The sequence below is a fragment of the Cupriavidus basilensis genome, from assembly GCF_029335485.1.
Lineage (GTDB): Bacteria > Pseudomonadota > Gammaproteobacteria > Burkholderiales > Burkholderiaceae > Cupriavidus > Cupriavidus basilensis_E.
The window spans coordinates 1-23,886 of record NZ_JARJLM010000437.1 but is presented as its reverse complement, the minus strand read 5'-3'; the positions used below and the strand labels follow the sequence as shown (position 1 = coordinate 23,886).

Sequence of the window (23,886 nt, the reverse complement as noted above, 5' to 3'; positions counted from 1 at the left end):
AGCGCAGCGCCGGGTACGCGCAGGAGTGCCTGGAACGCCTCGCACGCACGGCTCCGGGGCAGGGCGCACCGGAGCGGGGCGCCGCTGGAAGCACGAAACGGAGGGAACGGAGACGATGAAACTGCAGCAACTGCGCATCCTGCTGGCGGTGGCCCAGCACGGCAGCATCCACGAAGCCTCGCGCAGCCTCCATGTGTCGCAGCCGGCGCTGTCCAAGGCGATCGCCGAACTGGAGCGCGAACTCGGCGTCACGCTGATGTCGCGCTCGGTGCGCGGCGTCAGCCTGACCGCCTATGGCGTGGCGCTGGTCAAGCGCGCCAGCCTGGTCGAACAGGAGCTGCGTCACGCGCTCGAAGACATCGAAGCGATCCGCGGCCATGCCGACGCGCAGCTCAACATCGGCTTCACCGCGGTGGCCTCGAGCGGGCCGCTGCCCGATGCCATGGCAGCCTTTCGCATGCGCTTTCCCAATGTGGCGCTGCGCGGCTTCGAGCTGCGCCCGCAGCAGATCCTCGAAGGCCTGCGCGAAGGCCGGCTCGATCTCGGCCTGATCTCGACCAACAGCGGCCCCGGCACCGGCACCTTCCAGTGGGAGCCGCTGTTCTCGACCGGCATGTCGCTGGCGGTGCGCGGCGGCCATCCGCTGCGGCGGGTACGGCGGCTGCGGCCCCTGCTCGATGCCGACTGGCTCGTGCTCGATCCGCTCGATGATCCCGGCAGTCCGCTGGCCAGCCTGATGCGCCTGCACCGGCTCGACATGCCCAAGCGCGTGGTGCAGAGCGCCTCCAACCTGCTCGGGCTGCAGCTCGCCACGCGCACCGACCTGATCAGCATGTGGTCGGATTTCGTGTTCGACGGCACCGGGCCATTACGGCTGGATCCCGCATCGCTGGTGCGCCTGCCGATCAGCGACGAGCTGCCGGAGTTCCGCGTGTTCCTGGTCTACCGCTCGGAAGACCTGATGACGCATGCCTGCGCCGAGTTCAGCAAGGAGGTTCGGCATCGCGCCCAGGGCATGCCGCGCGGCCGGCCCGTGCCATCGCGGCGCGCCTGATTGTCGCGCTCGCGGTGCATGCATGCGCCGCGCCGGATCGCGGCCATAGCCTGGCATACATGCAGGCGGGCCTTCGATGCCGCACAATGACGGCCAGGAGACACACAGTATGGACAAACTCAAACAGATCGAAGCCTTCATCGCCGTGGTGGAACATGGCAGCATGGCCGCGGCCGCGCTGACGCAGGGCGTGACGCCGGTGATGATCGGGCGCCGCATCAATGCGCTGGAGGCGCGCATCGGCGTGAAGCTGCTGCATCGCTCCACGCGGCGCATCGTGGTGACGGAGCAGGGCGCGGCATTCATGGAGCAGTGCAAGAAGGCGCTGGCGGACCTGGACCGCGCCGAGATGCTGATCGCCGAGGGCAAGCACAAGGCGACCGGCCACCTGATCGTGTCGGCGCCGGCGGCGTTCGGGCGCAAGCATGTGGCGCCGCATGCGCCGGCATTCCTGGCGGCGAACCCCGAGGTGCAGATCTCCTTCAACCTGACCGACCGCGTGGTGGACCTGGTGCGCGAAGGCTATGACGTGGGCATCCGCATCGGCGGCGCCATCGATCCGAATTTCGTTGCCATCAAGCTGGCGACCAACAAACGCGTGGTGTGCGGCACGCCGGCCTACTTTGCGCGCAATGGGGTGCCCCAGACGCTGGACGACCTGGCGCAGCACAACTGCCTGGCGTTCAACCTGCAGGGCGGCCAGCAGCGCGGCTGGTATTTCCAGCAGGACGGGAAGACGGTGACGGTGCGCGTCAGCGGCAACCTGGATTGCAACGACGGCGAGCTGCTGCATCGCTGGACCGGCGAAAGCCTGGGGCTGGGCTGGCGCTCCACCTGGGAGATCCTGCCGCAGCTGGAGAGCGGCGAACTGATCACGGTGCTGGACGAGTACGCGCTGCCGGATTACGACATCCTGGCCGTGTACCCGCAGCAGCGTCCGGTGCCGGCCAAGATCCGCTTCTTCATCGAGCACCTGAAGGCGGCGTTCGCGGTGCCGGGCTACTGGACCGGCAGGCAAGGCCGATGATGGCGGCGTGGCTGGCGGACGCGATCGTCCTGCTCCACCTCGCCTTCATCGTCTTCGTGATGCTGGGCGGCCTGCTGGTGCTGCGCTGGCCGCGCTTGGCGTGGCTGCACCTGCCGGCCGTGGCCTGGGGCGTGCTGGTGGAGTGGAGCGGGTGGATCTGCCCGCTCACCCCGCTGGAAAACGCGCTGCGCCTGCGCGCGGGGCAGCAGGCCTACGGCGGGGACTTCGTGCAGCGCTACGTGCTGCCCGTGATCTATCCCGAGGGCCTCACGCGCGAGATCCAGGTGGTGCTGGGCGCGGTGGTGCTGGCGCTGAACCTCGCGGTCTACGCCACGCTTTACCGGCGCATGCGGCGCCGGCGCGCATGAGCGCGCAAGCCGGCGCCGCGCACGCTACGACGCCGGCTTGAACGCGGGTGCCCGCTTTTCCATGTTGGCGAGCACGGCTTCGCGCTGGTTGGCGCCGCCGATCAGGCGGTCCTGCTCCACCGATTCGGCCAGCAGGAGGGCGGCGCCGTCGCCGTCCTCGCTCACCTGCATCAGGCGCTTGGCGGCGCGGATCGCGTCCGGGCTGCGGCTGGCGATGTCGCGCGCGAAGGCCAGCGCGGCGGCGCGCGGGTCTTCCACCACGGCGCTGGCCAGGCCCAGCGCGCAGGCTTCTTCGCCGGTGACGATGCGGCCGCTGTAGATCAGTTCGCGCAGGCGGTCGGGACGCACCAGGCCGCGCATCAGCAGCATGCCGGCCATGTCCGGCACCAGCCCCCACTTGATTTCCATCACCGACATGCGCGTGTCCGCGGTGACGTAGCGCAGGTCCGCGCCGAGCGCGACCTGCAGGCCGCCGCCGAACGCCACGCCGTGCACCGCGGCAATCACCGGCACCGGTAGCTCACGCCACACCATGCAGGCGAACTGCGGGCGGTTGGAGATGCCATGGGTGCGCGCCGCGAGGCGGCCGGCGGCGATGGCGTCGCCCTGGCCGCCGCCCAGCCCGGCCATGCTCTGCATGTCGAGCCCGGCGCAAAACGCGCGGCCTTCGCCCGACAGCACCACCGCGCGCAGGTCGGGCTCGCGCGCGAGCTGCTGGCCGGCGTCGATCAGCGCGTCGAACATGGCCGGGTCGAGCGCGTTCATCTTGTCGGGGCGGTTGAGCCTGACCTCGGCCACGCCATCTTCGAGGGTCAGGACGATGCGTTCGCTGCTGATACTCATGTTGCATTGCTCCTTGCTTGAATCGGGTCCTGCGCGGTGGGCAGGACATAGTCCTTGAATTGTTCGCGCAACTTCACCTTGAGCAGCTTGCCGGTGGCCGTGTGGGGCAGCGAGTCGACAAAGGCGACGTCGTCGGGCACCCACCATCTGGCGACACGCGCCGCGAGAAAGTCGAGCAGCTCGGCGGCGCTCACGTCCTGGCCGGGACGGCGCACCACCACCAGCAGCGGGCGCTCCTGCCACTTGGGATGCGGCACGCCCACGACGGCCGCCTCCGCCACGGCCGGATGGCCCATGGTGGCGTTCTCCAGGTCGATGGAGGAGATCCATTCGCCGCCGGACTTGATCACGTCCTTGGCACGGTCGACCAGTTGCACATAGCCGTCGGCGTCGATATTGGCAACGTCGCCGGTATCGAACCAGCCGTCGGCGTCGAGCGCGCCATGCTCGGCCTTGAAGTACGCGGAGGCGATCCATGGCCCGCGCACCTTGAGCCGGCCGAAGGCCTGGCCGTCGTGCGGCAGCGCGTTGCCCTGGTCGTCCTCGATGCGCAGGTCCACGCCCCACAGCGCGCGGCCTTGCTTGAGCTTGATCTTCAGCTGCTCCTGCGTGCCGAGCGCCTGGTGCTTGGGCAACAAGGTGCTGATCACGCCGATCGGGCTGGTCTCCGTCATGCCCCAGCCCTGGACGAAACGCGCGCCGAACTGCTGCTCGAAGCGCTGGATCATCGCCGCCGGCGCGGCGGAGCCGCCCACGCCGGCCAGCTTCAGCCCGAGCGAGCGCGGATCGAGCTCGGGATGCGCATCGAGGTACTGGAACAGCATCATCCACACCGTGGGCACCGCGGTGGAAAAGGTCACGCGCTCGTCGCGCAGCATGCGGTAGACGTTTTCGCCATCCAGGTGCTGGGCCGGCAGCACCATCTTGGCGCCGGTCATGGCGCAGGCGTAGGGCATGCCCCAGGCGTTGGCATGGAACAGCGGCACGACCAGCAGGATGGCGCTGTCCGCGCTCACGCCGAAGGTGTCGAAGGCGCAGGCCTTGAGGCTGTGCAGCACGGTGGAGCGATGCGAATACAGCACGCCCTTGGGGTTGCCGGTGGTGCCCGATGTGTAGCACAGCGACGATGCGGTGCGCTCGTCGAATTGCGGCCACGCATAGTCCTCGCTGCCGGCCTCGACCAGGTCTTCGTAGCACAGCAGGCTGGGCAGCTGGCCGGCAAGGCCGAGCGCATCGGTGCCGGCGCGATCGGTCATCGCCACGTAGTGCGTGACGGTGGACAGGCGCGGCGCGAGCTGCGCCACCAGCGGTGCGAAGCAGGGATCGAAAAACAGCACGCGGTCCTCAGCGTGATTGATGATGTAGTCGATCTGCTCGGGGAACAGGCGCGGATTGACGGTGTGCAGCACCACGCCCGCGCCCGACACGCCAAAGTACAGTTCCAGGTGGCGATGCGTGTTCCACGCCAGCGTGCCGACGCGCTCGCCTTGCGCCACGCCCAGCCCGGCGAGCGCGCTGGCCAGCCGCCTGGCGCGGCGATGCACCTGCGCGTAGTTGGTGCGCACCGTGCCGCCATCGATCGTGCGCGACACGATCTCCTGCTGCGGATGGTATTGCGCGGCGTACTCGATCAGTGAGGAAATCAGCAACGGACGGTCCTGCATGAGGCCTAGCATGATGCGCGTCTCCTGGTTTCGAAATGGTGGTGCGATGCGTGGTTGGCGGTGGCTGGAGGCGGATTCCCCCGGCTTGCTCTCCCACAGGTGGTGCAGGGGAGCAAACGGACGGGCTCGGAGTGCGAGTATCCTCAGCGGCCCTTGAAGGCCGGCTTGCGCTTTTCCAGGAACGCCGCCACGCCTTCCTTGAAATCCTCGCTGCGCGACGCGCGCGACTGCAGCGTGGCCTCGCGCTCGAGCTGCGCCGGCAGGTCGCTCTCCAGGCTGGCGTTGAGCGCTTCCTTGATCAGGCCATAGGCGAAGGTGGGCATCTGCGCCAGATGGGCGGCCAGCTTGGCGGTCTCGGCGGCCAGGGCGTCGTCCTCATGCACCTTCCACACCAGGCCGATGCGCTGCGCTTCTTGCGCGTCGATTTTCTCGGCCAGGATAGCCAGCGCGCGGGCCCGCATCTCGCCCGCGTAGCGTGGCAGGAAGTAGGTGCTGCCGGCGTCCGGCACCAGGCCGATCTTGGAGAATGCCTGCAGGAAGGACGCCGAGCGTCCGGCCAGCACCACGTCTGCGGCCAGCGCCAGGCTCATGCCGGCGCCGGCTGCCACGCCATTGACCGAGCTGATGACAGGCTTGGGCATATCGCGCAGCGCCAGGATGATCGGGTGATAGCGCTCGCGCAGCAGGGTGCCCGAGTCCTGTATCTCGGACTGGCGCCCGGCCAGGTCGGCGCCGGCGCAAAAGCCGCGGCCGTTGGCGGCGAGCACCACCGCGCGCACCGCTTCATCCTGCGCGGCGCGCTCGATCGCGGCGCGCAATTCAACCATCAGTTCGGCATTCAGCGCATTGAGCACGTCGGGGCGGTTCAGCGTGATGGTGGCCACGCCTTCGGCGGCGTGATAGAGCACGGGTGACGTCATTGATGTCTCCTTGTCGTAGGTGTTCTGATGCGGGAATACGGGAATACGGGAACGCAGGAATGCCCAGGGGCGCGCGGCGCTCAGGCCGCCTTGCCCGGCGCCTCGGGCGGATGCAGCGCATCGGCCGAGGCGTCGCCCAGCTTGCTGCCGCCGTCGCAGTCGACGATGGTGCCGGTGATATAGCGGGCGTTGTCGGTGGACAGGAACAGCGCGGTGTTGGCGATGTCGTCCTTGTCGCCGTAGTCGCGCAGCGCCAGGCGCGCCTTGAAGCGCGCCTCCATCTCCGGCGTGGGCGCGAGTCGCGCCATGCCTTCGGTGCCGGCGATGGGGCCGGGCGAGATACCGTTCACACGCACGCCGGCCGGGCCCCACTCCATCGCCAGGCACTTCACCAGCATATTGATGCCGGCCTTGGCCGCGCATACGTGGGCCTGGAACATCATCGCATTGACCGCCTGCGGCGCGGTGATGGCGATCAGCGAGGCGCCGGGCGCGTTGAGAAAGGCAAAGCAGGCGCGGAAGACATTGAAGGTACCGATCAGGTCGATATCCACCACGGTCTTGAAGCCGTTGGCGGACATGCCCAGCGCCGGCGCGACGAAGTTGCCGGCGGCGCCCGAGATCACGATATCGATCGGGCCGAGTTCAGCGCGCGTGCGCGCCAGCGCCGCCTCCACCGCGGCGTAGTCGCGCACATCGGCGGCCATGCCCAGCGCGCTGCCGCCGGCATCGTTGATGGTGGCAGCGGCGGCCGCGATGCGCTCGGGGTCGCGGCTGACCAGCGCCAGCCTGGCGCCGGCCTTGGCGAAGTGCCGGGCGATGCCCAGGTTGATGCCGGACGAGGCGCCGGCGATAAACACGACCTTGCCGGCCAGTACGTTGTCTTTGAATGCGTTGGACATGGGTTTCCCTCCCTGGGATGGGTTGGATGATGGATTCGGCTGGCCCGGCACCGGAGTCGGGCGGGAAGATCAGTCGTGGCAGCGCTGGCGCACGGATGGCGGCGCTGCCAGGGGCGGCAAGGCGGGCAACGGCATGGCGCGGGCAGGCTCTGGCGATGCCGCGAACGTTGCCACCGGCCGGCTGGAACGGGTCATGTCTGTCTCCTGTCTTCTGCTATTTTTTTATGCGGCCCCTTGATCCGGGCCTCCGACATCCTACTCCGATGCCGCGATTCGATCACGTACGGATCCGGCAATGATGGCGGCCAGGGCGTGCAATAAGCTGGAGGGGACGCGGAACAGGAAAGGAGGGGAAGCAGCGCGCGAAGCAGTGCGCAAACATGGTGCGGCGCAATAGAAAAAGCCCGCACCCAAGCCGGCGTGCGGGCTGCCGTCCGGGGAGGACGGGCCAGTGTGCCATGAAGCGCGCCCCCGCAGCTTCATGACGGGTCCATGATGAGGCAAAGGCGCGCCGCGCGCCTTGACCCAGGTCAAGCGCGATGCGGCAAGCTCAGGCCAGCAGCGCCGTCACCAGGTCCTTGCCGCGCGCCGCCGGCACCTGTTCGAAATGCAGCGCCGCCTCGACGTGGTTCAGGTGTTCCACCATCAGCGTCACGGCACGCTCGGTATCGCCGGCGCGGGCCGCTTCGATGAACTCGCGATGCTCGTCGGACGAACAGGCCGCATCGCGCCGCGACTGGTAGAGCATGGTGATCACCGCGCTGCGCATCGACAGCTCCTGCAGCATCCCGGTCAGCACGCCATTGCCGACCACCTCGGCCAGGATGATGTGGAAATCGCCCAGCAGGCGGGTACGCACCTGCGCATCGGTGCCGGCCAGCGCTTTTTTCTCGGCGGCCAGGTGCCGGTCGATGCGCTTGTAGTCGGCGGCGCTGGCGCGGGCCACGAATTCGCGCGCCAGCGCGGCTTCCAGGATGCGGCGCACCGCGAACACCTCGCGCGCTTCCTCGGCGCTGGGCTTGGCCACGAAGGCGCCCTTGTCCGGCACGATCTGGATGACCTTGTCCTTGGACAGCATCAGCAACGCGGCCCGCACCTTGGTGCGGCTGACGCGGTAGACGCTGGCCAGTGCTTCCTCGCGCAGCTTGGTGCCGGGCGGCAGGCGGTGCGAAACGATGGCCGCGACGATGTCTTCGGCGATCGCTTCGGCGGTCATGTCAGGGTCGATATGCTCAGGCATGGTTGCGCGCTTGCGCGGGTCTCTTTATGAGGAATGCCGAGATTCTAGCGCCCCGCGACCGCGCCGGGCAGCGGGGATGCCCCGGAGCTGGCCGGCGCGGCTTCGTGGGAGGCCGGCGCCAGGCCTGCGTCGAGGTCGCTGGCATCGATCCTGCCGTCGAGCACATCGTGCGCGCGGGCACGGTCGATGTCCTTCTCCCAGGCGGCCACCACCACCGTTGCCACGCAGTTGCCGATCAGGTTGCCGACCGCGCGGGCGATGCCGATGAACCAGTCCACCGACAGCACCAGCACCAGGCCGATGGCGGGAATGGCGGGGTGCGCCGACAGCGTGGCCGCCAGGATCACGATGGCCGAGCCGGGAATGCCGTGCGCCCCCTTGGAGGTCACCAGCGCCACCGCCAGGATGCCGAGCAGGTCGCCCAGCGCCAGCGGGGTGTTGGTGGCCTGGGCGATGAACACCGCGGCCAGCGTCAGGTAGATCGAGAAGGCATCGAGGTTGAACGAGTAGCCGGTGGGAATCACCAGGCCCACCACCGATTTCTTGATGCCCATGAACTCGAGCTTCTTCATGATCTGCGGCAGCACACTGTCCGACGAGGCGGTGCCCAGCACCACCAGCAGCTCGGCGCGCAGGTAGCGGATCAGCTTGATCACCGAGAAGCCGCACAGGCGCATCACCGTGCCCAGCACCACCAGCACGAACAAGACCACCGCGCCGTAGAACACGATCACCAGGTAGCCCAGCTGCTTGAGCGAGCCGATGCCGTACTTGCCCACGGTGAAGGCCACCGCGCCCAGCACGCCCAGCGGCGCCAGCTTGATGATGAAACCCATCATCTTGAACAGCGTGTGCGAGAAGGTATCGATGATCGACACCAGCGGCCGTCCGCGCTCGCCCACCAGGGACAGCGCGCAGCCGAACAGGATCGACACCAGCAGCACCTGCAGCACGTCGCCGCTGGCGAAGGCGCCCATCACCGTGTTGGGAACCAGCTTGAGCAGGAAGTCCGCCATGCCTTCGCTCTTGACCTTGGCGGCGGTGTCCACGTAGGCCGCCATCGCCGAGGCGTCGAGCGAGGCCGGGTTCACGTTCATGCCGGAGCCAGGGTGGAAGATATAGGCCAGCGCAATGCCCAGCGCCAGCGCGATGGTGGTGACCACCTCGAAGTAGAAGACCGCCTTGATGCCGACCCGGCCCACCTTTTTCAACTCGCCGGCGCCGCAGATGCCGGCCACCACCACGCAGAACACGATCGGGCCGATCAGCATCTTGATCAGCTTGATAAAGGCATCGCCGAGCGGCTTGAGCTTGGCGGCGAACTCGGGGAACAGCAGGCCGAGTGCGGTACCCAGCACCAAGGCGATCAGTACCTGACCGAACAAGGAACGCGTGAAGCGGGTGAAGGCGGATTTCGGGCGGCCGGAAGCGGGCCCTTGCTGAACTGCTGGGTGCATCGTTGTCTCCATGCGGGCGCGTCCAAGCCGGCGGCTGGCGCGTCCTGTCATCGCTGCAGGAATGCCGGTTGCCCTCGTGACGGAGCGGCCGGCCTGATTTACCGAGCACCGTGCCGGGTAAGGGCAACGGCGCTTCGTGGATTGGCCCTTCTGTTGGAGCGGAATCCACGCAATTCGCTGTCCGGATCGGATTGTCCGCAGCGCATTGTCGGAACGTGGAAGCCAATATAGTGCATATCATTTTTGTATGCAATTTTTGAATTCACTGTGCTACCATGAATCGCACAGAATAGCGCTCTCGGACGAGAGTCACGGCGCCCCGGGACCGTCCCGGCGGCACCCTCCGGCCTGCCCATGGCAGCGCTGGCGCGGTGCTTGCATGATCCGGCGCCTTCGCATCCGCGCACATCAGCAGGAGACACGCATGGCAGCTTCACCCTCTTCTTCCGTCGCCGAGGCCGCGGCGCCTTCGCCCGCCGCCGAGGCCGGCGCGCGCGTCATGGCCTGGGCCGACGCCCTGGCCGTCCACACCGAGCAGCCCGGCATGCTCACCCGCACCTATCTCACCCAGGCCCATCACGGCGCCGCCGCGCAGCTGACCGAGTGGATGCAGGCTGCCGGCATGACGGTGCGCCGCGACGCCGCCGGCAACGTGATCGGCCGCTACGAGGCCGATACGCCCAACGCGCCCGCGCTGCTGACCGGTTCGCACTTCGACACCGTGCGCGACGGCGGCCGCTACGACGGCAACCTGGGCGTGATCCTGCCGGTCGCCTGCGTGGCGGAATGGAACCGCCGGGGCAAGCGTTTCCCGTTCGCCATCGAGGTGGTGGGCTTCGCCGAGGAGGAGGGCGTGCGCTTCAAGGCCACACTGCTGGGCAGCCGCGCCATCGCCGGCACCTTCGACGCCAATGTGCTGGACAACGTGGACGAATCCGGCAAGACCATGCGCGAAGTGATGCGCGCGGCCGGCTTCGATCCCGCCGGCCTGCCCGCCGCCGCGCATGCGCGCGAGCAGGTGCTGGCCTTCGTGGAAGTCCATATCGAGCAAGGCCCGGTGCTGCTCAATGACGGCCTGCCGCTGGGCGTGGTCACCGCGATCTCCGGCGCCACCCGCTTTATCGTCGAGCTCGAAGGGCTGGCCGGCCACGCCGGCACGGTGCCAATGGACCTGCGCCGCGATGCGGCCATGGCCGGCGCCGAGATCGGCCTGTTCATCGAACGCCGTTGCGGCGGCCTGCCCGGCCTGGTCGGCACGGTGGGCCAGTTCAATGTGCCCAACGGCGCCGCCAATGTGGTGCCCGGCCGGGCGGTCTTCTCCATCGACATGCGCGCCGGCGACGACGCAGTGCGCCAAGCCGCCGTAAACGACGTGCTGGCGGAGATCGAGCGCGTGTGCGCCCGCCGCAATGTCCGCGCGAACGTGCGCAAGACCCACGAAGCCGTCAGCGTGCCGTGCGCGCCCTGGCTGCAGCAGCAATGGGCGGATGCCATCGCCCGCCAGGGCCTGGCGGTGCGGCACCTGCCGTCCGGCGCCGGCCATGACGCCATGGCCATCGCCGCCATCGCCGACGTGGCCATGCTGTTTGTGCGCTGCGGCAACGGCGGCATCAGCCATCACCCCACCGAGACCATGACCACGGAAGACGCTGCCAGCGCGGCAGCCGTGTTCAGCGATTTCGTCGAACACTTCGACCCGCATTCCGCGCGGCAGCAATAAGCGCCACGACCCGGCGCCCGCGCCTCCACTCCTGATACTGAAGACACCATTCGAGAACAGACATGACCGCACGAGACAATGTGAACCCGCTGCAGACCACGCTGACCAACTACATCGACGCGCAGCGCCCCGCGCAGGAATCCTTCCTGGCCGAACTGGTCAAGGTGCCGTCGGACAATCCTCCCGGCGATTGCAACGCCCACGGCACGCGTGCCAAGGCGCTGCTGGAAGGCCTGGGCTTCCAGGTCGAAGCGCACAAGGTGCCCGACGAACTGGTCAAGGCGGCCGGCATGATCAGCGCCACCAACCTGCTGGTGCGCAAGACCTTCGGCACGGGCGGCCCCACCATCGCCATGAATGCGCACGGCGACGTGGTGCCCCCCGGCCTGGGCTGGACCAAGGACCCGTACGGCGGCGAGATCGCCGACAGCGAGCACGGCCCCGTCATGTACGGCCGCGGCGTGGCCGTATCGAAGTCGGACTTCGCCACCTACACCTATGCCGTGCTGGCCCTGATGGAAGCCGAGAAGCAAGGCGCCAGGCTCAACGGCACGCTGGAACTGCAGTTCACGTATGACGAGGAAACCGGCGGCGACATCGGTCCCAAGTTCCTGCTCGACCAGGGCCTGAGCAAGCCCGACTACGCCATCTCGGCGGGCTTCTCCTATGGCATCACCTCGGCCCACAACGGCTGCCTGCACGTGGAAGTGACGGTCAAGGGCAAGCAGGGCCACGCCGCCATGCCGCATACCGGCGTGGACGCGATCGAAGCCGCCACCCACATCCTGCAGGCCATCTACGGCCTGCGCGCGGAACTGGCCACGCGCAAGTCGAAGACGCCGGGCATCGATACCGCCACGCTGAATGTCGGCCTGATCAAGGGCGGCATCAACACCAACGTGGTGCCGGACCTGGTGACCTTCCGCGTCGACCGCCGCATGATCCCCGAGGAAATCGGCTTCGACGCCGAAGGCGAGCTCCGCGCCGTGGTCGAGAAGGCCGCCAGGGACCGTCCGGGCATCGAGGTCAAGGTCGAGCGCATCATCCTGGCCGAACCGCTGTCGGAACTGCCCGGCGTGGAAAAGCTGATCGGCGCCCTCAAGGGCCGCGCCGAGGAAGTGTTCGGCGTCGACATCCCGGTGCAAGGCGTGCCGCTCTACACCGACGCCCGCCACTACACCAAGTACGGCATCCCCACCGTGCTGTACGGCGCCGGCCCGCGCACGCTGATGGAGGCGCGCGGCCATAACTCGGACGAAAACCTGCGCCTGAACGACCTGAACCGTGCCACCAAGGTGGTGGCGCTGGCGCTGTCGGATCTGATGGCTTAAGGCCTTGCATGCCGCCGGGGCCTCGATCCCGGCGGTTTTGCCGCAAGCGGGTGCGCGGCTTCCGCTGATCCGCCCGTAAAATTCATGGAATCGATTCTTTTCTGCATAAAATTTGCAGATGAATTCTTTCCATGAATTTTCTTTTTGTGGACCCGCAACCAAGCGGGAACTATATTTTCCGCAAGGATAGTGTCTTGCAATAAATTGACATGATCATTCATATTGGGAATTTTGTGCGCATCCTTGCACCTGAATTACCAGCATCATTCGCGAAACAAATTTACTCTTGAATGAATCGATCAACACAATTCTTATTCTGAATTCCTGAGGCCGCAGTTTTGAGGGCCGCCTCCCTCCGCATACCTTTCGCCCGCCACGGCCCAGCGTCCCTTGCGTCTGCCTCACCGTAAACCCTTGCTCACAATATCAGTGCTCTTATATTATGTTCGTGCACTGATAACAAATGGACGAATCCGCCCGTGACGCAAGGAGAAACACATATGCAGACCCACGCCCGCATGGAGTACGCCGACTTCAACCAGACCGCGCCGGCCGTAGCCGCCGCCTTGCGCTCGCTCTCCAAGGCGGTGGACGACTCCGGCCTGGACAAGGCCCTGACCGAGCTGATCAAGGTGCGCGCCTCGCAGATCAACGGTTGCGCCTTTTGCGTGCAGTTCCATCTGAATGCGGCGCGCGGCCTGGGGCTGGACCAGCGCAAGCTCGACCTGGTGGCGGCGTGGCGCGACGCGGGCATCTTCAGCACGCGGGAACTGGCCGCGCTGGCCTGGACCGAGGCGCTGACCGGACTGGGCACGGAAGGTACCGACGCCGCCTACGCACAGGTAAGCGAGCAGTTTTCCGACGCGGAAACCGCGCATCTGAGCGCCGCCATCGCCAACATCAACGCCTGGAACCGGATCGCGGTGGGCTTGCGCTTCTCGCCGCCGGCACCGGCCCAGCCCAGGAGCAGCGCGTGAGTACCCGCACGCAACCCGCCACGGCGGAGCCGATCGCCTACGTGGACGATGAGGCCGGGGTGCTGGCCTGTTTCCCGCTGATGCACCAGTTGCGCCCGCAGCTTGCATCGCCCGAGGAATTCGTGGCACGCTGGCGCCGCCAGGTCGCGGCCGGCTATCGCTTGCTGGCACTGTGGCAGGGCGGGCGGCCGGTGGCGCTGGCGGGCTTCCGCCTGCAGGACAACCTGGTGCACGGCGTGCATTTCTATGTGGACGACCTGGTGACGGACGAAGCGGCGCGCAGCGGCGGGTACGGCCATCTGCTGATGGACCGGCTCAAGGACGAGGCACGCGCGCTGGGCTGCGCCAAGCTGGTGCTGGATACGCCGCTGACCAATGTGCTGGGCCACCGCTTCTACTACCGCAACGGCCTGCTGGCCTCTGCGCTACGGTTCAATATCCCGCTGGCCTGACGCCAATGCGACCCCCCGGCAACCCAAGAACCATGACCAGGCTCCTGCATATCAGCGCCAGTGCGCGCGGCGAATCCTCCTTCAGCCGCCAGGCCGCGCAGCGGCTGCTGGCGCAGGTCGCGCGGCAGCATCCGGCGCTGGCGGTAAGCGAGCGCGATCTCGGCCTTGCGCCGCCGCCGCATCCGCCGGCGGCGCTGGTCGAGGCCAGCCTGATGCCGGCGGCGCAGCGCGGCGCCGCCGAGACCGCCGCGCTGGCGCAATCGGAGGCCTGGAGCGCCGAACTGGAGGCAGCCGACGTCGTGCTGATCTCCACGCCCATGCACAACTTCACCGTGCCGTCCGCGCTCAAGGCGTGGATCGATCATGTGGTGCGCATCGACCGTACCTTTCGCAGCACGCCCGGCGGCAAGATCGGCCTGCTGGCGGACCGGCCGGTCTGGCTGCTGCTTGCCTGCGGCGGCCCGCTCGGCGACGGGCCCGCGGCCCAGCGCGACTTCCTCACGCCATACCTGCGATACGTGCTGGCCTGCACCGGTATCGGCCTGGCGCGTTTCGAGGCGCTGCGGCTGGACCAGTTGCGGCGGGGCAGCGAGCATGTGGCGCAGGGCATGGCTCGGGTCGACGCCTGGGCCGGGCACCTCGCGCGGCAGCTGCATGGCGCCGGGGCTGACCGCGGGCGTGGCGTATAAGCGCATGAGCGCTGGCAGCGCAGCGACGGGTATGATGCGGCACATTGCTGATGAATGCCGCCGCTCATGCCGTCACACGCGTCCCGCCGCGCCAAGCCCCGCTCCCCCCTGCCGACCCCCGAGCCGCTTGCCAGGCGGCGCGTGCTGGCAACCCTTGCCGACCGCTTCTTTATCCGTTGCCATGTCGCGCTGATCGCGCTCTGGGGGCTGGCCATCGGCATGCTGGCCAGCAAGCTGCTGTGGATGGCCGGCATCGATGCCCTGCCGCTGCGCTACGGCCTCGCCACGGTGGCGGCCTATCTCGGCTTCCTGCTCGGCGTGCGCTGCTGGCTGATCTATGTGGGCCTGTCGTCCTGCCTGGCACAGCCGCGCCGCAACGAGGCGGGCAACGAGAACACGAGCAACGTGGAACTGCCCGATATTTCCATGCCCGGCTTTGGCGGCTCCGGCAGCGCGGGAGGACGCGCCGGCCCGCTGCCGGCCTCCGGCCGGGGCGGCACCTTCGACGGCGGCGGCGCGTCCGGCAACTTCACGCTCGACGATGCAGCGCCCCTGTCCGATGCCGGCGGGAGCGCCGGAGAAGCGCTTGAGGCAGCCGGCGATGCCGGCGACGCACTGGGTCTGATCCTGCTGGTGCTGGGGCTGCTCGCGGCGGCAGTGCTCGGCGCCTTCTACCTGGTCTCCCAGGGGCCGCTGCTACTGGCCGAGGTCGCCTTCGAGGCGTTGCTGGCCGGGGGCATGGTGAAAGTGGCGCGGCGCGCCGACCAGGCCAGCTGGCTGCTGGCGGCCTGGCGCCGCTCGATCCTGCCCGCGCTGATCGTCGGCGCGCTGGCGGTCGGGCTGGGTTTTGCACTCGAACACTGGTTTCCTGGCAAAGAGAGCCTGGTGCAGGTGCTGCATCGGCAATAGGCACGCGGGATCCGGCGTGCCGGCATCCGGAGCCTACGGCCTGGCCGCACGCTCCGCAGGCAGCGTCTCGTCGCCGTCCCCCAGCGCACGCTGCATCAGCACCGTATCGATCCACTGCCCGTGCTTGAAGCCCACGGACTGCAGCCGGCCGATGGTGCGGAAACCCACCCGCTCATGCAGCGCCAGCGAGCCCGCGCCTTCGCCGCTGGCGGTGCAGGCCACCACCGCCACCATCTGCCGCCACGGGCCGCTCTCGCAGCGCGACACCAGCGCTGCCAGCAAGGCCAGCCCCAGCCCCTGGCCGCGGTAGCGGTCATCGATATAGACCGAATCCTCGATGGCGAAGCGGTAGGCGCTGCGCGTCCGGTACGCAGAGGCATAGGCATAGCCGAGCACCTGGTCACCGCGCGCGGCCACCAGGTAAGGCAGGCCCTGCCGCTTCACCTCGGCATGGCGCAGGCGCATATCGTCCACGCCCGGCTCGACTTCCTCGAACGACGCGCGGCCATGGCGCACATGGTGCGCATAGATGGCCTGGATGGCGGGCATGTCCGTGGCGACGGCATCGCGGATCGACGGGCTGGCGCAGGCTTGCACCGCGGCGGTGGCAGTGGCCACGGCCAGCGGTGTGGCGGAGGCGGCGGAGAGCGTGGCGAGAGAGGCTTTCATGGTGCTGGCGCGGCGGGCGGTCGAGGGCAGGTGGAACGGATCAAGGCAAGCGGGGGCAGAACAATGGCAAAGCGGGCCTGCGGCGGATTTCCCCGTCAAGAGCGCGGGGCCGATGCCACAACCTTACCCCGCCTCGATGCTATAAAGGAAGCTTCGCTGACTTATGCAAAGCATAAGAAATTCTTTGCCATGCGCAACCTGAATCCGGATTTCCTGCAGGCCTTTGCCCTGGTCTGCGAGCTGGGCAGCTTCTCCGCGGCGGCTGAACGGCTCGGCCTGAGCCAACCAGCGGTCAGCCTGCAGGTGCGCCAGCTTGAGCAGCGCTACGGGCTGCGCCTGCTGGAGCGGGTGGGGCGGCATGTGCTCCCCACCGCTGCCGGCGACGACCTGCTGGCCCACGCGCGCGGCGTGGCCGGAGCGCTGGCCGCGGCCGACGACAGCATGGCGCGCCATGCCGGCGGGGTGGTGGGGCGGGTCCGCCTGGGCACCGGCGCCACCGCCTGTATCTACCTGCTGCCGGCGGTATTGCGCGACCTGCGCCGCGCCATGCCGGCGCTGGAGATCGTGGTCAGCACGGAAAACACCGGCGACGCGCTCAAGGCAGTGGAAGACAATGCGCTGGATCTGGCCTTCGTCACGCTGCCGGCCAGCGGCCGGATGTTCGACATCACGCCCGTGCTGGACGACCCCTTCGTCGCCATCGGGCCTCCCGATGACGACGATCCGCTGCCGGCCATCGTGTCGCCCGCCGATCTGGCCGGCCGGCCGCTGGTGCTGTTCTCGCCGGGCGGCAATACGCGCCGGCTGGTGGACGAATGGTTCCTGCGCGCCGGCGTCAGCGCGCGCCCGGTGATGGAGCTCGACAGCGTCGAGGCGATCAAGGAACTGGTCGGCGCCGGCCTGGGATACTCGGTGCTGCCCGGCATGGCGCTGCCGCCCGGCGCATTGCCGACCCCACCGCGGGCGCGCCTCGCGGTACGTCCGCTGGCCCCGCCGCTGGCGCGCACGCTGGCGCTGGTGCTGCGCCACGACAAGCCGCTGCGCGCCGGCCTGCGCGCCACCGTGGCCGCCTTGCTGCGGCTGGCGCCGGCCGCGTGAAGCCGCGCGCCACCCCTGCCAGGCTGGCACGGCGGCTTGTATAGTGCGGATTTGAACCTGGGGCGGGATCTGACCGGCGGGCCATCGCCACGCCGGCGCAGGCCCGGGCCGCTCGCTGCATGGTTACAGCGCTACAGAACAAGGAGTACCGCCATGATCACCATCTATCACAACCCCCGCTGCTCGAAGTCGCGCGAAACCCTGGCGCTGGTCGAGGCCGCCGCCGCCCGGCTGGGCGAGCCGCTCGAGATCGTGGAATACCTGAAGACACCGCCTACGCTGGCCACGCTCAAGCGGCTGCACACCATGCTGGGCGTGCCCGTGCGCGAGATGGTGCGCGACAACGAGGCGCCCTACAAGGAGCTGGGGCTGGCCGACCCGGGCCTGACCGATGCCGAGGTCCTGGGCGCGGTGGCCGACCATCCCATCCTGCTGCAGCGCCCGGTGGTGGTACGCGATCGCCGCGCCGCGATCGGCCGGCCGCCCGAGAACGTGGCACCGTTGCTGGCCTGAGCCGCAGCCCTGGCACTGCTTCATGGAAACCGGCGGCCCCAGATAAAACCGGCCCCTACGCAAGGTAGGGGCCGGCCCGGTCAGACAGACTGAATTGCTTCAGGCGGATCGTCTAAGGAACACCCAGCCAGTGCATGGCCTCCTGACCGAAAGCGATGGCCGCCAGGATCACCAGCAAGACCACCAGCGTCACCACGCTGACATACACCGTGGCCTTGGCGACCTCGGCGTCTTCCTGCAGGGAGTGCGGGTGCGAGGGCTCGCGCCGCGAATGCGCTACATGCGGCCAGTGCAGGCGGCCGGCGATTTGCTTGAGGTGCAGGTCGGGATGGAAACGCATGGTCGACACCTCCTGGGCGTGGCACGCGCCAGCCGGGCACGCGAGGCCGTATATGGCATGGCAGCGCGGCAGCCCGCAGCTCGGGTTGGTACGTCGCCATATACGCTTTAACTATAGCCGGCGCGGCGCAGGATGCGAGCCCGACGCAAGCGGGCAGGGCGGCGAATCCCGCCAGGCCGGCTCAGCCTCCGCCTGCCGGATGCGAGCCGTCGCTTTCGGCGGCGGCTTGCGCGGCGGCCAGCGAGGCTTCCCGCGCGCGCAGCTCGGCGAGCATATTGCAGAACAGCGCGCCCTGTTCCAGCGCATCGTCCAGCGCCACATGGGTGTGCGGCAGCGGATCCTTCCACGCGGCCGGCAGCGCGGGTTTGACGGTCTTGCGGTAAGGCAGCCCGGTCAGGGCGAAACCGAGCGTCTTGATGTCGAGCGCGGCCCAGCCAAACGGCGAGCGGCCGGCAAAGCGCATCATGTACCAGAACATCCAGGTAAAATCGAAGCCCGCCGGGAAGGCCACGAAGACCGGTTTGCCGGGCAGGCTTTCCACCCAGTCCACATAGCGCACCATGGCCTGCGCCGGCGGCTCCAGGTTTTGGCGGCAGGCCGTCCAGGCTTGCGGCTGGGTTTGCCACCATTGCATCTGCGCCGGATGCCCCGCCGCGCCCGGCAGCGTCTCCAGGTTGGCCGAGAACGTGCTCACCACGGTCTTGTCCGCCAACATGGCGGCGGACGCGAACGACAGCATGGAATGCGGCCCGGGGATCGGGCCGTCGGCTTCCACATCGGTGCTGACATAGATCTCGGGACGGGTGTCGGGAGCCTGTCGTTTGGCCATGGCGTGTCTTGTTCTTCCAATAGGAGGAGGGCGGGATTCAGCCTGCGTCGACCAGGTGGTCCGCCACATACGGGTTGTGCTTGCGCTCCTCGCCGAAGGTCGAGACCGGGCCATGGCCAGGGACGAAGGTGACGTCTTCGCCCAGCGGCCACAAATGGGTGCGGATCGAGCGGATCAGGTCAGCGTGGTTGCCGCGCGGGAAATCGGTCCGGCCGATCGAGCCGGCGAACAGCACATCGCCCACGATGGCGAAGCGGTGGGCGCGCGAGAAAAACACCACGTGGCCCGGCGTATGGCCAGGGCAGTGGTAGACCTCCAGCGTTTCGCTGCCGAACTGCACGGTGTCGCCCGTGTCCAGCCAGCGCTGCGGCTCGAATATCTCGGCATGGCCAAAGCCAAAGCGGCGCGTCTGCTCCGGCAACTGCTCGATCCAGAAGCGTTCGTCCTGGTGCGGCCCCTCGATCGGGATGCCAAGTTCACGCGCCAGCGACGCCGCCCCGGCGCAATGATCCACATGCCCGTGCGTAAGCAGGATCTTTTCCAGGGTCACGCCGTGCTCCTTGACCGCGGCGTGGATGCGGTCGAGGTCCCCACCGGGATCGGTTACCGCGGCGCGGCCGGTGGTCTCGTCGATCAGCAGCGCGCAGTTCTGCTGGAAGGGCGTCACGGGAATCAGGAGGACTTGCATGGAGCGTTGAGGGCCAAAGAGAGGGACGAAGAGGGACGAAGAAGCCGGGTGCCTGAATAAGCACAGACAAGAGCGAAGGCACACGCCGTAACGCGATGAGACATCCGGAACAGTGCTGGCATTGTAGCGTCGGGCATAGCGGGGCGCGCCGCACCAACGTGCCTCCGCAAAGCTGCAGGCATGCCCGGCATCACACCGTCAAAGCCTTGCCAGGACTGGCTCCGCGCCCCGCCGCCGCCGATTCGGGTACGCCTTTTGCGGCTTGTTACAGACAATTCGTAACAAAATCAAGGCCATAGCTCCAACTACCTGATGCTAGACTCGCGCGATGTCTAGGTTACCCCCCCACTTTCCCCGCCCCGGGCGGATCCTGCGCCTGTGCGTGCACGCCACGTGCGCGCTGGCCCTGGCCGCCTGCGCAATCCCCCCGGGCGGCGAATCACAGGAGGGCGTGCCCACCGCAGCCACGCCTGCGGCGCGGGCCAGGCAGCCCAAGCCCGCCAGCGTGGCCAAGGGCGAGAAGGGCCACGGCAAGGACGGCGAAACCAGGCGCGATGCGCCGGAACAAGCCCAGAAGGATGGCGGCAATGGCTGGGGCCTGTTCCGCTGGGGCAACGATTCGCTGGGCGAAGGCGCCACCAGTCAGGGCTCGCTCGAGGGCCTGCGCCCCGACCTGGGCTCCTTCGAGCAGCGCGGCGTCGCCTCCTGGTATGGCAAGGGCTTCCATGGCCGCAGGACCGCCAACGGCGAGCGCTTCGACATGCGCGCGATGACCGCGGCGCATCCCTCGCTGCCGCTCGATAGCTGGGTGCTGGTGCGCAATCTGCGCAACGACAAGGTGGCGGTGGTACGCATCAATGACCGCGGGCCCTATCACAGCAACCGCGTACTCGATGTTTCATATGGTGCCGCCCGGCAGCTCGGCTTTAGCGAGCGCGGCTCGACCCAGGTGGAGATCCGCCGCCTGTCGCGCTCCGAGGTTGCCGCGCTGAATCCGCAGATGGCCCCGGGCGGGGACGATGCCGGGGACGGCGGCGACGATGCCCTGACCGCAACGGATCTGGCCGAGAACACCTCCAAGCCGGCCCGGCGCAGCCAGGCCCGCAAGACGCGCAAATCGGCGCCCAGGCGCAAGAGCCGCTGAGCCGGGCGCGGGCCGTGCAGGCATGCCGGGCTCATGTCCTCGCCAGCTTACCGGCCTGCCTGGACGCTGGCCCGGTCGCCGGCGCCTTCCCCATGGCGCGGCGCCGCTTATTCCTCCCCGGCCTGGTCGCCGGCCCCGTCCCCGGCGCGCTGTGCCAGCGCCAGCTTGTAGAGGGCGTCGGTCGGGGCGCCGGTAATGGCGGAAGCCAGCTTGGCAGCCCGCTTGGCCGGCAGCTCGGCCAGCAGCAGCGCCAGCACCTGCTGGGCGCGGGCATCGGGCTGGCCGGCATCCTGCGCCGCGGCCGGCGCGCCTTCCACCACCAGCACGAATTCGCCCTTGGCGCGGGAAGGATCGGCGGCCAGCCAGGCCGGCGCTTCGCCGACGGCCAGCACCGGCGTCTGCTCGAACAGCTTGGTGAGTTCGCGCCCGATCAGCAGCCGCCGGCCAGGTGGCAGCGCGGCGGCCAGCGCCGCCAGCGTATCGGCGATGCGGTGCGGCGCCTCGTAGACCACCCAGGCATGGTCCAGCGTGGCCAGCGCGGCGATGGCTTCGGCGCGGGCGCGTGCCTTGGGCGGCAGGAAGCCGGCGAAGGTGAAACGCCCGCCACCGCTGTCCAGCATCTCGCCCGCGACCGACAAGGCGGCCACCGCGGCGCTCGGGCCGGGCAGCGGCACCACCGCGTGGCCCGCGGCGCGCGCCGCTTCCACCAGCCGCGCACCGGGATCGGAGATGCCAGGCGTGCCGGCATCGGACACATAGGCGATACGCTCGCCCGCGGCCAGCCGTTCGTTGATGCGCGCCGCCGCTTCACGCTCGTTGTGCTCGTGCACGGCCAGCAGCGGGCGATGCAGGCCCACGCGCGCGAGCAGCTGGCCGGTGTTGCGGGTGTCCTCGCAGGCGACCGCATCGGCCAGGCCGAGCACATGCAAGGCGCGCAGCGAAAGATCGGCCACGTTGCCAATCGGGGTTGCCACCACATACAGGGTACCGGGCGGGTAGGACTGGCCGGCTGCCAGGGAGATCCAGTCAGTCATGCTTGAGAACTTCCGTTGAATCCATCATTCAAATCCACGATGTCGCCCGCGCAGGCGCGGGGAGCCCGCGCCGAGGCGCGCGCGCTGGCCTACCTGGAGGGGCAGGGCCTGGCGCTGGTGGTCCGCAATTATCGCTGCAAAGGCGGCGAGATCGACCTGATCATGCGCGCGGCCGACGGCACCCTGGTCTTTGTGGAGGTGCGGCAGCGCGCCAGCCGTGCCTTTGGCGGTGCCGCGGCCAGTGTCACGCCGGCCAAGCAGCGGCGCATCCTGCTGGCGGCGCAGCACTACCTGGCAGTGCAGGCGGGGCCGGGCGGCGAGCCGCGCTGCCGGCTGGATGTGGTGGCGCTGGAGCCGGGCCGGCTCGAGTGGATTCGCGATGCCTTCGACGCCGGCGCCGGGCCATGAAAAGCGCGTGGCAATGTCGCGGCAAGGCCATGCGGAGAAGAGCAAGGCAGCCCCGGCGCCTGCGTCATAATGCGCAGTATCTTGCGGCACGCGCCGCGTTTGGACAACAAGAAGGCCAATCGAGCCATGCATATCGATAGCATCCAGCAACACTTCCTTGACAGTGCCGAGACCAAGCGCCAGGCCGCACCGGTGATGGCGCCCCATATCGCTGCGGCGATCGAGCGCATGGTGGGCGCGCTCACCAGCGGCAACAAGATCCTCGTGTGCGGCAACGGCGGCTCGGCCTCCGATGCCCAGCGCTTCGCGGCCGAACTGATCGGCCGCTTCGAGCGCGAGCGCCCTGGCCTGGCGGCCATTGCGCTGACCACCGACAGTTCGATCCTCACCGCCATCGGCAACGACTACGATTTCAGCGTGGTGTTCTCCAAGCAGGTGGAAGCCCTCGGCCAGCCCGGCGACGTGCTGCTCGCCATCTCCACCTCCGGCAACTCCGCCAACGTGATCGCCGCGGTGATGGCCGCCAAACAGCGCGACATGAGCGTGGTGGCGCTGACCGGCAAGGGCGGCGGCGAGCTGGCCCGCCTGCTCGACGAGTTCGACGTCAGCCTGTGCGTGCCGAGCGAGCGCACCGCGCGCATCCAGGAGGTGCACCTGCTGACCCTGCATTGCCTGTGCGACGGCATCGACGAGGCGCTGCTGGGCGAGGGCTGAGCCCGCCCCAGCAGTGCCGCGCGGTGCCGCCGCCTCCCGCCACCCCGTTTCCATTTTCGTCTCACCGCTACAGCAAGGACCACATGACGACTCTGCCCAACCTGCGTGAATCCCGCGCCGCCCGGCCGGCCGGGCGCCTGGCCCGCCTGGCACGTACCGCTACCACGGTGGCAGCGCTGACGGTGGTAGCCACACAGCTCGCCGGCTGCTTCCCGGTGATCGCCGCCGGCATGGCCAGCGGCGTGACCGTGGCCACCGACCGCCGGCCCACCGCCACCCAGACCATCGACCGCGGCCTGCAGCTCGAGGCCGAAAGCACCATCAACTCGCGCTACAACGACCAGGCCCGCGTGAGCGTGACGGTCTTCAACCGCAAGGTACTGCTGACCGGCGAGGCCAAGGACAACGCCATCAAGCAGCAGATCGACCAGTACGTGCGCGGCCTGCCCAATGCCCGCGAGGTCATCGACGAACTGGAGATCCTGTCCTCACCCTCGTTCGCCACCCGCAGCGAGGACGCCTTCATCACCAGCAAGGTCAAGACGATGCTGGTCACCGCCGAAGGCGTGCCTTCGAACTCGATCAAGGTCACCACCGAGAAGGGCGTGGTCTACCTGCTGGGCGTGGTTACCCCGGCCGAGGGCGACCGCGCCACCGATGTCGCGCGCAATGCCAGCGGCGTCGCCAAGGTGGTCAAGGCGTTCGACTATGTGAGCGAAACCGAGCGCGCCAGGCTCGATGCCGGCGCTACCGGGCGGACCACGACGGCGACCGACAGCGCGTCCGGCACGCCCGCGCCGGTGCAGCAGGCACCGGCCGCCCCGGACGCCGCACCCGGCGCCACCACCAGCCCGGTGACGTCGCCGGTGGCATCGCCCGTGGCACTGCCGCCGGGC

Annotated in this window: 27 protein-coding genes; 15 read left to right on the top strand and 12 right to left on the bottom strand. The window is 68.6% G+C overall.

Features of this window, described 5'->3' with window-relative positions:
* Window positions 1–115 precede the first annotated feature (115 nt).
* The 3 genes from P3W85_RS26265 (at window position 116) to P3W85_RS26255 (ending at window position 2,449) form a co-directional block, all read left to right on the top strand.
* Complete coding sequence (locus P3W85_RS26265; RefSeq protein WP_017230590.1) at window positions 116–1,054, top strand: LysR family transcriptional regulator; 939 nt, start codon at window positions 116–118, stop codon at window positions 1,052–1,054.
* 109 nt (window positions 1,055–1,163) lie between these two features.
* Complete coding sequence (locus P3W85_RS26260) at window positions 1,164–2,081, top strand: LysR family transcriptional regulator (protein WP_017230589.1); 918 nt, start codon at window positions 1,164–1,166, stop codon at window positions 2,079–2,081.
* Window positions 2,078–2,449 carry a DUF2784 domain-containing protein gene (locus P3W85_RS26255; RefSeq protein WP_276266904.1) on the top strand — a complete coding sequence of 124 codons (372 nt, stop codon included), beginning with the start codon at window positions 2,078–2,080 and terminating at the stop codon, window positions 2,447–2,449. Before P3W85_RS26260 ends, P3W85_RS26255 begins: the two co-directional genes overlap by 4 nt.
* A 24-nt stretch (window positions 2,450–2,473) precedes the next feature.
* Here P3W85_RS26255 and P3W85_RS26250 read toward each other — a convergent pair whose 3' ends face one another.
* From P3W85_RS26250 to P3W85_RS26220, 7 genes are all read right to left on the bottom strand, one after another.
* Window positions 2,474–3,292 (bottom strand): crotonase/enoyl-CoA hydratase family protein, encoded by an 819-nt coding sequence (locus tag P3W85_RS26250; protein ID WP_276266903.1) that lies wholly within the window; start codon window positions 3,290–3,292, stop codon window positions 2,474–2,476.
* Window positions 3,289–4,968, bottom strand: a complete 1,680-nt coding sequence (locus P3W85_RS26245) for a long-chain-fatty-acid--CoA ligase (RefSeq protein ID WP_276266902.1) — start codon at window positions 4,966–4,968, stop codon at window positions 3,289–3,291. The genes P3W85_RS26250 and P3W85_RS26245 overlap by 4 nt, the downstream gene beginning before the upstream one ends.
* Before the next feature lie 131 nt (window positions 4,969–5,099).
* Entirely contained in the window at window positions 5,100–5,876 is a 777-nt protein-coding gene (locus P3W85_RS26240) for an enoyl-CoA hydratase-related protein (protein ID WP_276266901.1), read from the bottom strand.
* An 80-nt stretch (window positions 5,877–5,956) separates the two neighbouring features.
* Window positions 5,957–6,778 carry an SDR family oxidoreductase gene (locus P3W85_RS26235; protein ID WP_276266900.1) on the bottom strand — a complete coding sequence of 274 codons (822 nt, stop codon included), beginning with the start codon at window positions 6,776–6,778 and terminating at the stop codon, window positions 5,957–5,959.
* A gap of 69 nt (window positions 6,779–6,847) precedes the next feature.
* Window positions 6,848–6,973, bottom strand: coding sequence for a hypothetical protein (locus P3W85_RS26230; protein ID WP_276266899.1), 126 nt, complete (start codon window positions 6,971–6,973; stop codon window positions 6,848–6,850).
* Between the two features lie 355 nt (window positions 6,974–7,328).
* A complete protein-coding gene (locus P3W85_RS26225; RefSeq protein WP_035813265.1) occupies window positions 7,329–8,018 on the bottom strand; it encodes a GntR family transcriptional regulator in 690 nt (229 codons plus the stop codon).
* A 44-nt stretch (window positions 8,019–8,062) separates the two neighbouring features.
* The gene (locus P3W85_RS26220; RefSeq protein WP_276266898.1) at window positions 8,063–9,475 is read right to left on the bottom strand and encodes a C4-dicarboxylate transporter DctA; all 1,413 of its coding nucleotides are present in this window, start codon (window positions 9,473–9,475) and stop codon (window positions 8,063–8,065) included.
* A 424-nt stretch (window positions 9,476–9,899) separates the two neighbouring features.
* On the opposite strand from P3W85_RS26220, the gene P3W85_RS26215 reads away from it, so the two are divergent.
* From P3W85_RS26215 to P3W85_RS26190, 6 genes are all read left to right on the top strand, one after another.
* A complete protein-coding gene (locus tag P3W85_RS26215; protein ID WP_276266897.1) occupies window positions 9,900–11,195 on the top strand; it encodes an allantoate amidohydrolase in 1,296 nt (431 codons plus the stop codon).
* A gap of 62 nt (window positions 11,196–11,257) precedes the next feature.
* Window positions 11,258–12,526 (top strand): M20/M25/M40 family metallo-hydrolase, encoded by a 1,269-nt coding sequence (locus P3W85_RS26210; RefSeq protein WP_276266896.1) that lies wholly within the window; start codon window positions 11,258–11,260, stop codon window positions 12,524–12,526.
* Window positions 12,527–13,026: 500 nt separating this feature from the next.
* Window positions 13,027–13,503 (top strand): carboxymuconolactone decarboxylase family protein, encoded by a 477-nt coding sequence (locus tag P3W85_RS26205; protein ID WP_430869623.1) that lies wholly within the window; start codon window positions 13,027–13,029, stop codon window positions 13,501–13,503.
* Window positions 13,500–13,955 (top strand): GNAT family N-acetyltransferase, encoded by a 456-nt coding sequence (locus P3W85_RS26200; protein WP_017228079.1) that lies wholly within the window; start codon window positions 13,500–13,502, stop codon window positions 13,953–13,955. Before P3W85_RS26205 ends, P3W85_RS26200 begins: the two co-directional genes overlap by 4 nt.
* Window positions 13,956–13,987: 32 nt before the next feature.
* Window positions 13,988–14,644 (top strand): FMN-dependent NADH-azoreductase, encoded by a 657-nt coding sequence (locus tag P3W85_RS26195; RefSeq protein WP_276266895.1) that lies wholly within the window; start codon window positions 13,988–13,990, stop codon window positions 14,642–14,644.
* A 66-nt stretch (window positions 14,645–14,710) separates the two neighbouring features.
* Complete coding sequence (locus tag P3W85_RS26190; RefSeq protein WP_276266894.1) at window positions 14,711–15,553, top strand: hypothetical protein; 843 nt, start codon at window positions 14,711–14,713, stop codon at window positions 15,551–15,553.
* A 33-nt stretch (window positions 15,554–15,586) separates the two neighbouring features.
* On the opposite strand, the gene P3W85_RS26185 is transcribed toward P3W85_RS26190, so the two are convergent.
* Complete coding sequence (locus P3W85_RS26185) at window positions 15,587–16,222, bottom strand: GNAT family N-acetyltransferase (RefSeq protein WP_276266893.1); 636 nt, start codon at window positions 16,220–16,222, stop codon at window positions 15,587–15,589.
* Between the two features lie 189 nt (window positions 16,223–16,411).
* Here P3W85_RS26185 and P3W85_RS26180 point away from each other — a divergent pair, with 189 nt between their 5' ends.
* Both P3W85_RS26180 and arsC read left to right on the top strand, forming a co-directional pair.
* On the top strand, window positions 16,412–17,320 hold the full coding sequence (locus P3W85_RS26180; protein ID WP_276266892.1) for a LysR family transcriptional regulator: 909 nt from the start codon (window positions 16,412–16,414) through the stop codon (window positions 17,318–17,320).
* Between the two features lie 153 nt (window positions 17,321–17,473).
* Complete coding sequence (gene arsC / locus P3W85_RS26175) at window positions 17,474–17,833, top strand: arsenate reductase (glutaredoxin) (RefSeq protein ID WP_017226370.1); 360 nt, start codon at window positions 17,474–17,476, stop codon at window positions 17,831–17,833.
* Between the two features lie 112 nt (window positions 17,834–17,945).
* Here the strand turns inward: arsC and P3W85_RS26170 are convergent, their stop codons facing one another.
* From P3W85_RS26170 to P3W85_RS26160, 3 genes are all read right to left on the bottom strand, one after another.
* A complete protein-coding gene (locus P3W85_RS26170; RefSeq protein WP_017226369.1) occupies window positions 17,946–18,173 on the bottom strand; it encodes a hypothetical protein in 228 nt (75 codons plus the stop codon).
* A gap of 181 nt (window positions 18,174–18,354) precedes the next feature.
* Window positions 18,355–19,002, bottom strand: a complete 648-nt coding sequence (locus P3W85_RS26165; protein WP_276266891.1) for an exonuclease — start codon at window positions 19,000–19,002, stop codon at window positions 18,355–18,357.
* 37 nt (window positions 19,003–19,039) lie between these two features.
* Window positions 19,040–19,690 carry an MBL fold metallo-hydrolase gene (locus P3W85_RS26160; protein WP_017226367.1) on the bottom strand — a complete coding sequence of 217 codons (651 nt, stop codon included), beginning with the start codon at window positions 19,688–19,690 and terminating at the stop codon, window positions 19,040–19,042.
* 328 nt (window positions 19,691–20,018) lie between these two features.
* Here P3W85_RS26160 and P3W85_RS26155 point away from each other — a divergent pair, with 328 nt between their 5' ends.
* Complete coding sequence (locus P3W85_RS26155; protein ID WP_276266890.1) at window positions 20,019–20,834, top strand: septal ring lytic transglycosylase RlpA family protein; 816 nt, start codon at window positions 20,019–20,021, stop codon at window positions 20,832–20,834.
* 107 nt (window positions 20,835–20,941) lie between these two features.
* Here P3W85_RS26155 and rsmI read toward each other — a convergent pair whose 3' ends face one another.
* The gene (rsmI, locus tag P3W85_RS26150) at window positions 20,942–21,868 is read right to left on the bottom strand and encodes a 16S rRNA (cytidine(1402)-2'-O)-methyltransferase (protein ID WP_276266889.1); all 927 of its coding nucleotides are present in this window, start codon (window positions 21,866–21,868) and stop codon (window positions 20,942–20,944) included.
* A gap of 39 nt (window positions 21,869–21,907) precedes the next feature.
* Here rsmI and P3W85_RS26145 point away from each other — a divergent pair, with 39 nt between their 5' ends.
* From P3W85_RS26145 to P3W85_RS26135, 3 genes are all read left to right on the top strand, one after another.
* Window positions 21,908–22,276 (top strand): YraN family protein, encoded by a 369-nt coding sequence (locus tag P3W85_RS26145; protein ID WP_276266913.1) that lies wholly within the window; start codon window positions 21,908–21,910, stop codon window positions 22,274–22,276.
* A 126-nt stretch (window positions 22,277–22,402) separates the two neighbouring features.
* Window positions 22,403–22,990 (top strand): phosphoheptose isomerase, encoded by a 588-nt coding sequence (locus tag P3W85_RS26140; RefSeq protein WP_035813315.1) that lies wholly within the window; start codon window positions 22,403–22,405, stop codon window positions 22,988–22,990.
* Between the two features lie 83 nt (window positions 22,991–23,073).
* Window positions 23,074–23,886: BON domain-containing protein (locus tag P3W85_RS26135; protein WP_276266888.1), on the top strand; the 813-nt coding region annotated here is incomplete at its 3' end.